The sequence below is a fragment of the Micromonospora sp. NPDC048871 genome (assembly GCF_043198155.1).
Lineage (GTDB): Bacteria > Actinomycetota > Actinomycetes > Mycobacteriales > Micromonosporaceae > Micromonospora.
The window spans coordinates 734,302-746,752 of the sequence record NZ_JBICUM010000002.1 but is presented as its reverse complement, the minus strand read 5'-3'; the positions used below and the strand labels follow the sequence as shown (position 1 = coordinate 746,752).

15 protein-coding genes are annotated in these 12,451 nt (G+C 73.2%); 13 read left to right on the top strand and 2 right to left on the bottom strand.

The genetic code is table 11. From position 1 onward, the window contains the following. The first annotated feature begins 5 nt into the window (after positions 1-5). The 5 genes from lspA (at position 6) to ACGFIK_RS07895 (ending at position 5,159) form a co-directional block, all read left to right on the top strand. A complete protein-coding gene (gene lspA / locus ACGFIK_RS07915) occupies positions 6-641 on the top strand; it encodes a signal peptidase II (protein WP_327024859.1) in 636 nt (211 codons plus the stop codon). Next, complete coding sequence (locus ACGFIK_RS07910) at positions 638-1,582, top strand: RluA family pseudouridine synthase (RefSeq protein WP_327024860.1); 945 nt, start codon at positions 638-640, stop codon at positions 1,580-1,582. The genes lspA and ACGFIK_RS07910 overlap by 4 nt, the downstream gene beginning before the upstream one ends. Positions 1,583-1,624: 42 nt before the next feature. Beyond that, the gene (locus tag ACGFIK_RS07905; protein WP_327024861.1) at positions 1,625-2,662 is read left to right on the top strand and encodes a hypothetical protein; all 1,038 of its coding nucleotides are present in this window, start codon (positions 1,625-1,627) and stop codon (positions 2,660-2,662) included. 96 nt (positions 2,663-2,758) lie between these two features. After that, positions 2,759-4,213: an AAA family ATPase gene (locus tag ACGFIK_RS07900; protein ID WP_327024862.1), complete on the top strand. Its 1,455-nt coding sequence runs from the start codon at positions 2,759-2,761 to the stop codon at positions 4,211-4,213. Between the two features lie 49 nt (positions 4,214-4,262). Next, positions 4,263-5,159 carry a DUF2567 domain-containing protein gene (locus ACGFIK_RS07895; RefSeq protein WP_327024863.1) on the top strand — a complete coding sequence of 299 codons (897 nt, stop codon included), beginning with the start codon at positions 4,263-4,265 and terminating at the stop codon, positions 5,157-5,159. Here the strand turns inward: ACGFIK_RS07895 and ACGFIK_RS07890 are convergent. Next, the gene (locus ACGFIK_RS07890) at positions 5,071-5,772 is read right to left on the bottom strand and encodes an LON peptidase substrate-binding domain-containing protein (protein WP_327024864.1); all 702 of its coding nucleotides are present in this window, start codon (positions 5,770-5,772) and stop codon (positions 5,071-5,073) included. The two genes, ACGFIK_RS07895 and ACGFIK_RS07890, sit on opposite strands and share 89 nt — an antisense overlap. Positions 5,773-5,879: 107 nt before the next feature. Here ACGFIK_RS07890 and hisD point away from each other — a divergent pair, with 107 nt between their 5' ends. From hisD to hisF, 8 genes are all read left to right on the top strand, one after another. Then, positions 5,880-7,199: a histidinol dehydrogenase gene (hisD, locus tag ACGFIK_RS07885; protein ID WP_327024865.1), complete on the top strand. Its 1,320-nt coding sequence runs from the start codon at positions 5,880-5,882 to the stop codon at positions 7,197-7,199. After that, on the top strand, positions 7,196-8,308 hold the full coding sequence (locus ACGFIK_RS07880) for a histidinol-phosphate transaminase (RefSeq protein ID WP_327024866.1): 1,113 nt from the start codon (positions 7,196-7,198) through the stop codon (positions 8,306-8,308). The genes hisD and ACGFIK_RS07880 overlap by 4 nt, the downstream gene beginning before the upstream one ends. Next, a complete protein-coding gene (hisB, locus tag ACGFIK_RS07875; RefSeq protein ID WP_327027035.1) occupies positions 8,308-8,919 on the top strand; it encodes an imidazoleglycerol-phosphate dehydratase HisB in 612 nt (203 codons plus the stop codon). Before ACGFIK_RS07880 ends, hisB begins: the two co-directional genes overlap by 1 nt. Positions 8,920-8,953: 34 nt before the next feature. Beyond that, complete coding sequence (locus ACGFIK_RS07870) at positions 8,954-9,127, top strand: hypothetical protein (RefSeq protein ID WP_327024867.1); 174 nt, start codon at positions 8,954-8,956, stop codon at positions 9,125-9,127. Then, entirely contained in the window at positions 9,124-9,777 is a 654-nt protein-coding gene (gene hisH / locus ACGFIK_RS07865) for an imidazole glycerol phosphate synthase subunit HisH (RefSeq protein ID WP_327024868.1), read from the top strand. The genes ACGFIK_RS07870 and hisH overlap by 4 nt, the downstream gene beginning before the upstream one ends. A gap of 48 nt (positions 9,778-9,825) precedes the next feature. Further along, a complete protein-coding gene (locus ACGFIK_RS07860; RefSeq protein WP_327024869.1) occupies positions 9,826-10,149 on the top strand; it encodes a hypothetical protein in 324 nt (107 codons plus the stop codon). A 20-nt stretch (positions 10,150-10,169) separates the two neighbouring features. Continuing rightward, a complete protein-coding gene (gene priA, locus ACGFIK_RS07855; RefSeq protein WP_327024870.1) occupies positions 10,170-10,895 on the top strand; it encodes a bifunctional 1-(5-phosphoribosyl)-5-((5-phosphoribosylamino)methylideneamino)imidazole-4-carboxamide isomerase/phosphoribosylanthranilate isomerase PriA in 726 nt (241 codons plus the stop codon). A 122-nt stretch (positions 10,896-11,017) separates the two neighbouring features. After that, positions 11,018-11,785, top strand: coding sequence for an imidazole glycerol phosphate synthase subunit HisF (hisF, locus tag ACGFIK_RS07850; protein ID WP_327024871.1), 768 nt, complete (start codon positions 11,018-11,020; stop codon positions 11,783-11,785). 77 nt (positions 11,786-11,862) lie between these two features. Here hisF and ACGFIK_RS07845 read toward each other — a convergent pair whose 3' ends face one another. Next, on the bottom strand, positions 11,863-12,324 hold the full coding sequence (locus ACGFIK_RS07845) for a hypothetical protein (protein WP_327024873.1): 462 nt from the start codon (positions 12,322-12,324) through the stop codon (positions 11,863-11,865). Positions 12,325-12,451: the final 127 nt, after the last annotated feature.

The following is a 12,451-nucleotide window of genomic DNA, read 5'->3' as shown; positions in this document are numbered from 1 at the left end:
AGCAGATGAGCGCAGTACCGTCCGCAGGATCCGGCACCGCCGAGCCGGGCACCGCCACGAGATCGCGGCGTAGACCCGTAGCGATCCTGCTCGGCCTGGCGACCTTCGCGTTCGCGGTCGACCTGCTCACCAAGCACCTGGCGCTGGCCGAGCTGAGCGACCGGGAGCCGGTGCGGCTGCTCGGTGGTGCCCTCTATCTCTCCCTGACCCGCAACAGCGGGGCCGCGTGGAGCATCGGCAAGGACTACACCTGGGTCTTCCCGCTGATCGCGATCGGGGTGCTGGCCTGGATCGGCTGGATGGGGAAGACCCTGCGGTCGGTGCCCTGGGCCATCTCCCTCGGCCTGGTGGTCGGCGGCGTCACCGGTAACCTGATCGACCGGATCTTCCGGGCCCCGGGCTGGTTCGTCGGCCACGTGGTCGACATGATCAGCGTGTTCGACCCGTACGGCCGGGTCTTTCCGATCTTCAACATCGCGGACAGTGCCCTGGTCTGCGGCGTGGTCCTGGCCGTCTGGCTGGAGTTCACCGGCCGCCAGCGTGACGGCACCCGGCTGGTCGGCGACGACCGCAAGGCTGCCGAACGCGCGCCGGAACCGACGGCGCAGACCACGGACGACGAGCGGCGGGAGCCGGCATGACGACGACCTTCTCCGCCGGTGGCGACCACCGCAGCCTGCCCGTCCCGGACGGCCTGGACGGAATGCGACTGGACCAGGCGGTGGCCCGGCTGTTCGGGCTGTCCCGGACGACCGCCGCCGCCCTCGTCGACGCCGGGGAGGCCTTGGTCGACGGCGCGGTACGCCCCAACTCGCACAAGGTCCGGGCCGGGGCCTGGCTCGAGGTGACCCTGCCCGCGCCGGTCGCGGCGCCGATCGTGGTGCCGCAGGCGGTACCGGGCCTGCGGGTGGTCTACGCCGACGACGACATCGTGGTGGTCGACAAGCCGGTCGGGGTGGCCGCCCACCCCAGCCCCGGCTGGCGGGGCCCGACCGTGATCGGCGGACTGGCCGCCATCGGCCACACCATCGCCACCAGCGGCGCCGCCGAGCGCCAGGGGGTGGTGCACCGGCTCGACGTCGGCACGACCGGGATCATGGTGGTGGCCAAGAGCGAGCAGGCGTACAGCTTCCTCAAACGGGCCTTCAAGTACCGCGAGGTGGAGAAGCGCTACCACGCCGTGGTGCAGGGGCACCTGGATCCGCTGCGCGGCACCATCGACGCCCCGATCGACCGCCACCCCCATCACGACTACCGCTGGGCGGTGGTCTCCGGCGGCAAGCCGAGCATCACCCACTACGACACCATCGAGGCGTTTCCCTCGGCCAGCCTGGTCGACGTGCAGTTGGAAACCGGTCGTACCCACCAGATCCGGGTGCACTTCTCCACCCTGCGGCACCCCTGCGTGGGTGACCTGACGTACGGCGCGGACCCGACTCTTTCCGCCCGGCTCAAGCTGGATCGGCAGTGGTTGCACGCCAGAGAGTTGAGTTTCGAGCACCCCCGTACGGGGGACGAGGTCCGCTTCGTCAGCGACTACCCTGACGATCTGGGGCGCGCGCTGGAGATTCTCCGCGACTGACACGTCCCGCCCGTCCCGACCGATCCGACGAGGGGACCGCCTGTGCGTGCCGGCGATCTGCTGCGGCAGCTGGACCAGCGGCTGCTGCCCCGCCTCGCCGCCATGTTGAGACGGCTGGACCAGGGGCCGGCCCGCAACTCGCTGCTCAGCTGGGTGGCGGTGCTGTCCTGCGGCGCCGTGCTGTTCACCGCGGTGTTCGCCACCGGGGGCCCGCCGTTGTCCGACCGCACGGTCGGCGAGGTGACCCGGGTGGGCATCGCCGACGGCGACTCGATCCCCAGCTACGAGCGGACGGCCGCGGCGGACCTGGCCGGCCTGGCCCGCCGCACGCCCCTGGCCGACGGCACCTACGCCCTGGTCTCCCTGTCGGAGTACGTCACCCCGCAGTCGCTGGCGACGGTGGTCGGCGATGTCGGGGTCTCCGTGGTGTTCGGCCGGGTGCCGCTGCCGGACCGGCAGACCGAGATCGTGCGCATTCCCGCCCAGCGGCTGCCCGAGGACGTCACGGCCGGGATGGCGGACCTGGCCGAACGCAAGGAACGGGAGGCCGCGGACTACCGGTCGCGGGCTGCCGCCCTGGGTGGCGGCGGGCCGCAGGAACGGGAGCTGCGGCAGCTCTACGTCAGTGGGGCGCGCCTGGCGGAACGGGAGGCGGCCGCCTACCGGGAGAGCTGCGCCTGCGTCTACGCCGTCGTGGTCCGGGCCAAGCCGTCCGTGCTGCGGGGGGTGGCGACCCGCCCAGGGGTACGGGTGGTCGATCCCGCCCCGGAGGTCCGGCGACTGGAACGGACGGTGTTCACCCCGCCGCTGCCCGAGCAGCGCGACGTGGCCCGACCCCCGGTCGATCGGGAGCTGCTGTCCAGCCCCACGCCCAACCCGAAGTACCCGCTGCCGTCCTGGACGCCGGTGCCCGAGGAGGCACCGGTGACGCCGGAAGTGACGGATTCGTCACCATCGCCGACGCCCTCCCGGACCCCGCCGGTGTACGCGCCCCCCTCGGCCACTCCCACCTCGACGGATTCCTTCCGCGAGGGTGAGACGGACCTACAGGTGGTGGACGGTCCGGAGCCGACACCGTGACAGTTGAGGCCATATCGGTGGGTGTCCCGGTGTGGCCTCAGGACGGTTTCGTTCGTAGCCTGTCAGACGGAGACCGAGGCGCTGGGGAGGCGAGCCGTGGACGGCAGCGAGACCGGTTGGGGACGGCCCGCCGAGCCGGCACCGCGGTGGCGGGCCCTGCTCGACCGAGCCCGCCTCGGCGGCCGCGGCGCTGAGCAGGCACCCAACGAGCGACAGGCCGACGAGCCACCGCCGCCGACCGAGCCGCTGCCGCGTCGGGCGTCGGGCTCCGGCTACTCGGGGCGGGCCTCGGCCACCGCCCAGCCGCCGGATCGGGCGTACGGCGCCGACCCGGGTTACCGCCCGGAGCCCGGCTACCGGTTCGACGCCCCTGGACCGGCACCCAGGTACCGCGGCCACCCCGGATATCCGCCGGAGCCGGTGGCCCATCCGCCGGAACCGGCCTACCCCCAGGTGCCGGAGCCACGTCGACCGGAGCCGGTGGAGTCCCGGTACACCCTGCTGGACAACGGGTACCGGCACGCCGCCCCGCCGATGGACTCCCGCTACGCCCTGCTGGACAACGGCGGCTACCAGCCGCCCGGCCGGCCCCAGGGGCCGCCTGCCGGCCTCGGCGCACCTCCCGCACCCCCGGCCGGGCTCCCCGCCCCGCCCGCCCCGCCCGGGCCTGTCGCGGCGGTCGCCTCGGCCGCGGTGGCCGGGCGTCCCGGGCGGATCGAGTGGCGGGCGCAGAGCATCGAGAGCGAGTTGGAACGCGCCGCCGCGGTGCTGCGCAAGGACCTGGGCACCCCACGGGTGGTCGCCTTCGCCAACCCCAAGGGCGGGGTGCACAAGACCACCGCCACCGTGCTGGCGGCGGCGACCATCGGCAGCGTACGCGGCCGGGGGGTGCTGGCCTGGGACGACAACGAGTTACGCGGCACCCTCGGGTTACGCGCCGGCAGCGCCCGACACGCCCGGACCATCCGGCACCTGGTGGCCGATCTCGTCCAGATCGAGATCCGGGAGGGCAACGAGCTGCTGGAGGCGTTGGACGACTACCTGCGACACGCCTCCGACGGGTCCTACGACGTGCTGGCCGGTGAGGAGAGTCCCCGGTTCGCCCAGCGGCTGGACCAGTTCACCGTCAAACGGGTGCTGGAGCTGCTGCGGCGTACCCACGAGGTGATCTGCGTGGACACCGGCAACAACGTGGAGAGCCCGAACTGGCGTACGGTGATGCACGCCGCCGACCAGTTGGTGGTCACCACGGTGCCCCGGGAGGACGCCGCCTTCAGCGCGGACTGGATGCTCGACCTGCTGCACTCCGAGGGCATGGGCGAGCTGGCCGACAACGCGGTCACCCTGATCTCCTGTCCCACCCCGGGCCGACTGCCGTTGCAGAACGATCTGGAGAAGCACTTCGCCACCCGTACCCGGGCGGTGGCCGTGGTGCCCTACGACCCGGCCCTGGAGACCGGCTCCTCGATCGAGTATCACCAGCTCCAGGCAGAGACCCGGCAGGCGTGGATGCAGGCCGCCTCGGTGATGTTGGAGCCCTTCGCCCGCTGAGGCGACCACACCGTGTACAGCGCGCGAAGGAAGCTGCGAGGATCATCGGGTGAGTCCGGAGACACCCGCCGTCGAACCGCCCGTACCGGCCGCCTCGGCTGCCCCCCAGGCACCGGCCGACCCACCCCGCCGCGGCGTACGGGTGGGACTGGTGGCCGTGTTCGTACTGGCCCTGCTCGGGGTGCCGTTGGGGCTGCTGTGGGCGGTGATCTCCCCGGCCACCCCGGTGGTCAAGACCGCCAACGGCGCCGTCTACGGCGAGCCTCAGCCGGAGCAGCCGGTCGCCGCCGACGGCTGGTTCAGCCTGCTCGGCCTGGCCTTCGGGGTGCTCGCCGGGCTGGCCCTGTGGATCGTGCTGCGCCGCCGCCGGGGCCCCTTCGGGCTGGTCGTGGCGGTGGCCGGGGCGTTGGCCGCGGCGCTGGTCGCCTGGCAGGTCGGCCGCCGCATCGGGCTGGGCAGCTACGAACGTCTGCTGGCCACCGCACCGGAGGGCACCGCCTTCACCAAGCCGGCCGATCTGCGGGCCGGTGGAATCGAGATGGTCCTCGGGGTGCTACCCCTGCCGTACGGCAACCTGCTCCTGCCGGCCTTCGGCGCCGTCGTGACGTACACCATGCTGGCGGGCTGGTCCCAGTGGCCCTCGCTGCGCCCGGAGCCGGAGCCGGAGCCGGAGCCCGACCTGACCCTGCCGCCCGGCTACCCGCCCGGTGGACCCGGCCCCTGGCCGGCCGGGCCGGGCGCGGTGGGCGGCTATCCGCCACCGCCCGCTCCGGGCGCCTACCCGCCACCGCCTGCCCCGGGCGGCCCGCCACCGCCCTCCGGCGGGTTCGCGCCGGGGGCGCCGGCGGCCGGTGGGGTCAGTTCGGGGCCGGCGGGGGCTTGGCCAACTCCGCCAGCGGCACCGGAACCGCCCGCACCTGGCGCAGCAGAGCCGCCTCGCGGTTGAGCAGGGTCAGCTCGGCGCGCAGCCGGGCGGTCGTGTCATCGATCGCGAGCAGTCGCTGCCGGTCCGCCACGGTCAGTGCGGCCGTCGCGGCCACCAGATGGGAGAGCACGGTCGGGTCCTCCGGCAGCTGCTCGGTCAGCTGACCGGCCTCGGTGCGCATCAGGCCGAGGTATTCCCGGAAGACCGCGATCACCCGGGAGGCCAGCAGATTCGCCGCCTCGTCCGGGCCGGTCGGCTCGGGCAGCCAGCTCACCTCGGCGGTCAGGTAGGGCTCGGCCGCGTTGTCGAGCTGCTCGATCCGGAACCGGCGCCGTCCCACGGTGACGATGTCGAAACCACCGTCGGCCAACTCGGTGACCTGTCGTAGCTCCGCGCTGCAACCCACCTCGTGCAGGGTCAACTCCCCCCTGCCCGCGAGGACCCGGCCGGGGGCGGGGGCCACCTCCCAGCCGCTGCGGATGGCCACCACCCCGAACTCGCGTGGGGTGCCCTCGGGCTGGGCCATCAGGCGTCGGACCAGGGCCCGGTAGCGTTCCTCGAAGATGTGCAGTGGCAGCACCAGCCCGGGAAAGAGCACCGTGGCGAGCGGGAACACCGGCAGCCGTGCGTTCACGGAATCGAGGGTAGCCGCACCGGCGGGGTGACGAGTGTCCCGGCTCACCGTCCCGGCCTACGGGCGGCGCGGGTCGCCGCCCTGACGGGCCGCCTAGACTCGCAGGGGTGTTGAACCGCATCGACCTGCGCGGCGGCCTGTCCGACCCGCGTGACCTGCTGCCTCGTGCCCAGCTCGACGTCTCCGTGGCGGTCGAGCAGATCCGTCCGCTCGTGACGGCGGTCCGTGAGCATGGTTACTCGGCGGTCCGCGAGGCCAGCGAACGGTTCGACGGGGTGGCCCCGGAGGTGCTGCGGGTGCCCGTCGAGGCCATCGCGGCGGCGGAGAGCACCCTGGATCCGCAGGTACGGGCCGCGTTGCTGGAGGCGATCGCCCGGGTTCGCAAGGTGCACGCCGACCAGCGCCGCACCGATCACACCACCACGGTGGTGCCGGGGGGCACGGTCACCGAACGCTGGGTTCCGGTCGACCGGGTCGGCCTGTACGTCCCCGGCGGGCTGGCCATGTACCCCTCGACCGTGGTGATGAACGTGGTACCGGCCCAGGAAGCCGGAGTCCGGTCCCTGGTGGTGGCCAGCCCGCCGCAGAAGGACAACGACGGGCTGCCCGATGCGCGGGTGCTGGCCGCCTGCGCCCTGCTGGGGGTCGACGAGGTCTATGCCGTCGGCGGCGCCCAGGCGGTGGCCATGCTGGCGTACGGCTGCGCGGTCGACGCCGCCGGCAGCGCGCACTGCGCACCGGTCGACATGATCACCGGGCCGGGCAACATCTGGGTCACCGCGGCCAAGCGGCTGCTGCGGGGTGTGGTCGGCATCGACGCCGAGGCGGGCCCGACCGAGATCGCCATCCTGGCCGACGACAGCGCCGACCCGGTGCATGTCGCCGCCGACCTGATCAGCCAGGCCGAGCACGACCCCCTGGCGGCCAGCGTGCTGGTCACCCCCTCGGTGGCCCTGGCCGACGCGGTGGACCGGGAACTGACCCGGCAGGTGCCGGCCACCAAGCACGCCGAGCGGGTCGGCACCGCCCTGCGCGGTCCGCAGAGCGGCATCGTGCTGGTCGACGACCTGGCGGCCGGGCTGCGGGTGGTCGACGCGTACGCGGCGGAGCACCTGGAGATCCAGACGGTCGACGCCCGGGAGTGGGCGATGCGGGTACGCAACGCCGGGGCGATCTTCGTCGGGGCGTACTCGCCGGTGTCCCTGGGTGACTACTGCGCCGGCTCCAACCACGTGCTGCCCACCGGCGGCTGTGCCCGGCACTCCTCGGGGCTGTCCGTGCAGTCCTTCCTGCGCGGCATCCACCTGGTGGAGTACACCGAGGCGGCGCTGCGGGAGGTCGCCCCGCACGTGGTCACCCTGGCCACCGTCGAGGATCTGCCGGCGCACGGCCAGGCGGTCAGCCTCCGCTTCCCGGAGATGTCATGACCCGGCTAAAGGACCTGCCGATCCGGGACGACCTGCGCGGCCGGTCGCCGTACGGCGCCCCGCAGCTGGACGTGCCGGTGCGGCTGAACACCAACGAGAACTCCTACCCGGTGCCCGAGGAGGTGGCCGAGGCGATCACCAAGGCCGTCGCGGCCGAGGTGCGGGACCTCAACCGCTATCCGGATCGGGACGCGGTGGCGTTGCGCGCCGACCTGGCCGCCTACCTAGGTCACGGGCTGACCACCGAGGGGGTGTGGGCGGCCAACGGCTCCAACGAGATCCAGCAGCAACTGCTCCAGGCCTTCGGGGGTCCGGGGCGTACCGCCCTGGGGTTCGTCCCGGCGTACTCGATGCATCCGCTCCTGGCCTTGGGCACCGGCACCCGGTGGGTGCCGGCCCGCCGGGGGGTCGATTTCGGGCTGACCGTCGAGGAGGCCGTGGCCCAGGTCCGGGAACACCGACCGGACGTGGTCTTCCTCTGCTCGCCGAACAACCCCACCGGCACGGCCCTGGACCCGGCGGTGATCTCCGCGGTGCTGGAGGTCGCCCCCGGGATGGTCGTGGTCGACGAGGCGTACGCGGAGTTCGCCCGCCCGGGTACGGTCAGCGCCCTGGCGGTGCTGCCCGGTCACCCCCGGCTGGTGGTCACCCGCACGATGAGCAAGGCCTTCGGGTTCGCCGGTGGCCGGTTGGGCTACCTGGCGGCCGATCCGGCCGTGGTGGAGGCGGTGCAACTGGTCCGCCTGCCGTACCACCTCTCCGCGCTCACCCAGGCCGCGGCCCGGGCCGCCCTGGCCCACCGGGACGCCCTGCTCGGCACGGTCGCCGCGATCATGCAGCAGCGCGACCGGATCGTCACCGAGCTGCGTCGCCGTGGCCTGCGGGTGGCCGACAGTGACGCCAACTTCGTGTTGTACGCCGTCGACGGTGACCAGACCCTGGCCTGGCAGGCGATGCTCGATCATGGTGTGCTGGTCCGCGACGTCGGCCTGCCCGGCTGGCTGCGGGTGACCGCGGGCACCCCCGCCGAGACCGACGCCTTCCTGGCAGCCATCGATCAGATCCAGCGGGCGGGCCTGTCGGCCCCGCCGCGACCGAAAGGCACATGATGAGCCGGACCGCCCGGGTGGAGCGGATCACCAAGGAGACCAAGGTCCTGGTCGAGATCGACCTGGACGGCACCGGAGCGGCGGAGATCAGCACCGGGGTCGGCTTCTACGACCACATGCTGCACCAGATCGCCCGGCACGGCGGCTTCGACCTGACCGTCCAGACCGTGGGTGACCTGGAGATCGACGCTCACCACACGATGGAGGACACCGCGTTGGCGCTCGGCGCCGCGTTCGATCAGGCGCTGGGGGACAAGGCCGGCATCCGCCGGTACGGCTCGGCCACCGTCCCGATGGACGAGGTGCTGGTCCGGGCCGCCGTCGACCTGTCCGGTCGGCCGTACGTGGTGCACGACGAGCCGCTGCTGACCCCGTACATCGGGCCGGTCTACCCGACCAGCATGACCCGGCACATCTGGGAGTCCTTCGGCCAGGCGGCCCGGATCACCCTGCACGTGGACGTGCTGCGGGCGGCCCGTCCGGGGGGCCACCCGGACGCCCACCACGTGGTGGAGGCGCAGTTCAAGGCGGTGTCCCGGGCCCTGCGGGAGGCCACCGCGATCGATCCGCGCTCGGCCGGGGTCATCCCCAGCACGAAGGGTGCCCTGTGATGGCCGCCGGGCGGTACGGGCGGGGGTGGCGTCGATGAGCGGGATCCTGCCGACCCTGCTGCTGATCTTCGCCGGGGTGCTGGTGGGCGGGACCTGGTCCCTGCACCGGCAGGGCGCCCCGCGCGGGGCCGTCGTGGTCACCGCCCTGCTGGCGGTGCTGGCCACCGTGGCCGGGGTGTTGTGGCTGCTGCCCGGGGAGGGATCGTGACGGACCGCGACACCCCCCGGCCCCGGGTGGTGGTGCTCGACTACGGCTCGGGCAACCTGCGCTCCGCCGAGCGGGCCCTGGCCGCCGCCGGTGCCGAGGTCACCGTCACCGACGACCTGGCCGCCGCGGCCGACGCCGAAGGTCTGGTGGTGCCCGGGGTCGGTGCCTTCGCCGCCTGCATGGCCGGCATCGAGGCCCTGGGTGCCGGTCCGGTGATCGCCGGACGGGTAGCCGCCGGCCGTCCGGTGCTGGGCATCTGCGTGGGCATGCAGATCCTCTTCGAGTCCGGTGACGAACACGGGGTCGTCACCAAGGGACTGGGCCTGCTGCCCGGCAACGTCAGCCGGTTGCCGGCCGCCCGGCTGCCGCACATGGGCTGGAACACGGTCGAGCCGCCGGCCGGTTCGGTGCTGTTCGCCGGGTTGCCGACGGACAGTCGGTTCTACTTCGTCCACTCGTACGCCGTCTGCGACCCGGCCGCCCTGACCGCCGCCGGCGCTCGGGTGACCATCGCCCACCACGAGGCCGACTTCGTCGCCGCGGTGGAGCGGGGGCCGCTGTCGGCCGCCCAGTTCCACCCGGAGAAATCCGCCGACACCGGCGCCATGTTGCTGCGCAACTGGCTGGCCACACTCCCCACCGATGGCTGAACCGAACGGCCCGGCGTGGCCGGGCGGCCGGGTGCGGCGGGGGGCCCGGTGAGCAAGGAGCGGGCCCGTCGCCGGGCGGCCCGGGAGGCCGAGGCGGCGCGCAGACGGGTGGCCCGGGAACGGGCCATGGCCCGCCGGGCCCGCCGCCGGGCGCTGGTCCGGCGGATGGTGCCCACGGTGCGACGTGGGCGTACGGGACGCCTGCTGCGCTACTCCCGGAGGGAACGGGCCACCATCGCGGCGCTGACCCTGGCGATGATCACCCTGATCTGGGTGCTCGTACCGGACCTGGCGCTGCGTGTCGTGTTGATCGTGCTGTTGCTGCTCGTACTGCCGGTGATCGTGGTGATCGCCCTGGACCGCCGTTCCTGACTCTGGAAGGACAAAGACACGTGAGCCTCACTCTGTTGCCCGCCGTGGACGTCGCCGACGGCCAGGCCGTCCGGCTCGTGCAGGGCGCCGCAGGCAGCGAGACCACCTACGGTGACCCGTTGGAGGCCGCCCTGGCCTGGCAGCGGGACGGCGCCGAGTGGATCCACCTGGTCGACCTGGACGCGGCCTTCGGCCGGGGCTCCAACGCCGGACTGCTGGCCGAGGTGGTGCGTCGGCTCGACGTGCAGGTGGAGTTGTCCGGTGGCATCCGCGACGACGCCTCACTGCGGGCCGCCCTGGCCACCGGTGCGGCCCGGGTGAACATCGGCACCGCCGCCCTGGAGGACCCGCAGTGGTGCGACCGGATCTGCGGCGAGTACGGCGACCGGGTGGCGATCGGGCTGGACGTGCGGGGACGCACCCTGGCGGCCCGGGGCTGGACCCGCGACGGCGGTGACCTGTACGAGGTGCTGGAGCGCCTGGACAAGGCCGGTGCCGCCCGGTACGTGGTCACCGACATCACCAAGGACGGCACCATGCGGGGGCCGAACCTGGACCTGCTGCGGGAGGTCTGCTCCCGTACCGACGCCCCGGTGATCGCCTCCGGGGGTGTCTCGACCCTGGACGACCTGCGGGCCCTGGCCACCCTGGAACCCATCGGAGTCGAGGGTGTGATCGCCGGAAAGGCCCTCTACGCCGGTGCCTTCACGGTCGCCCAGGCCCTCCAGACCCTGGCCGAGCAGTAGGGCGAGCAGTAAGGAAGGGCCCCTTGTTAACGCCTGCGGTAGAGCAGGGGACCCCGGTTAACACCGCCGGCGGCCTCGGACGGGGGCGCAGCGGGTCCGAGGCGCGACGAAAGGCTGATGTCATGACGGTGGCGGTACGGGTGATCCCCTGTCTCGACGTGGACGCGGGTCGGGTGGTCAAGGGGGTGAACTTCCTCGACCTGCGCGACGCCGGTGATCCGGTCGAGTTGGCGGCGGCCTACGACCGGGCGGGCGCGGACGAGTTGACCTTCCTGGACGTGACCGCCTCCTCCAGTGACCGGGGCACCATGCTGGACGTGGTGCGGCGTACGGCCGAGTCGGTCTTCATCCCGTTGACCGTCGGCGGTGGGGTACGCGCGGTCGCCGACGTGGACACCCTGCTGCGCGCCGGAGCCGACAAGGTCGGGGTGAACACGGCAGCGATCGCCCGACCCGAGTTGATCGCCGAGATCGCCGACCGGTTCGGTCGGCAGGTGCTGGTGCTCTCCCTGGACGTACGACGGGCCCCGGCCGGCACCACCCCCAGCGGCTTCGAGGTCACCACCCACGGCGGCCGACGGGGCACCGGGCTGGACGCCGTGCAGTGGGCGCAGCGCGGCGCGGAGCTGGGCGCCGGGGAGATCCTGCTCAACTCCATGGACGCCGACGGCACCAAGGCGGGCTTCGACCTGGAACTCATCGGGGCGGTCCGCCGGGTGGTCGAGGTTCCCGTGGTGGCCAGCGGCGGCGCGGGCGAGGTGGCCCACTTCCCACCGGCGATCGGTGCCGGCGCCGACGCGGTGCTGGCGGCCAGTGTCTTCCACTTCGGGGAGCTGACCGTAGGCCAGGTCAAGGACGCCCTGCGCACGGCCGGTCACCCGGTCCGCTGACCCTCGCCGCGGCTCAGGCACCCCGGCCGCTGGCCCTCGCGGGGCTCAGGCACCCGGCCCGCTGAGCCCTCGCGGGCTCAGTTGCGGCCGGAATGCCCCTCCGGGGAACGGCGGGGCATCGGGATGGTCCGGACCAGATACTCCTGTACGGCGGCGGCGTGCTCGGCCTCGTCCAGGTGCCATTCGGCCGACCCCGGCGCGTGCCGGCGGCTGAGCACACTCTGCACGGTGTCGACCGTGGTGGCCAGCCCGGCGGTGGGCCGGGACCGCCACAGCCGTTCGCCGTCCGGGGTGATCCGGAACCAGCCGTCGGCGACATCGACCAGGCCGGCACCGAGCAGCCGCCGGATCGCCTCCTCGATGTCGTGCCGCTCCGGGATGCTCTGGTCAAGATGGTCGGCCGTGGACAGCACATCGGCCAGGCGTACGCCCTCCGGGCGGCGGGTGGTCGGGGACCGCCGGTGCCGTCCCGCACCGCTGGCGATCACCAGCGAGACGAAGATCCATGCATCCGTCCGGCGCCAGGCGTTCTCCCCCATGTGAGGATTCTGCCGTCCCATCCGGGGTCAAGAAAACACCACCCACCCAAGAGTTACGGGCGGTTATATGCGGGCCGGAAGGCAGGGCCGTGACCTCGGTGGTCACGGCCGGCCGTCGAGCAGGGTG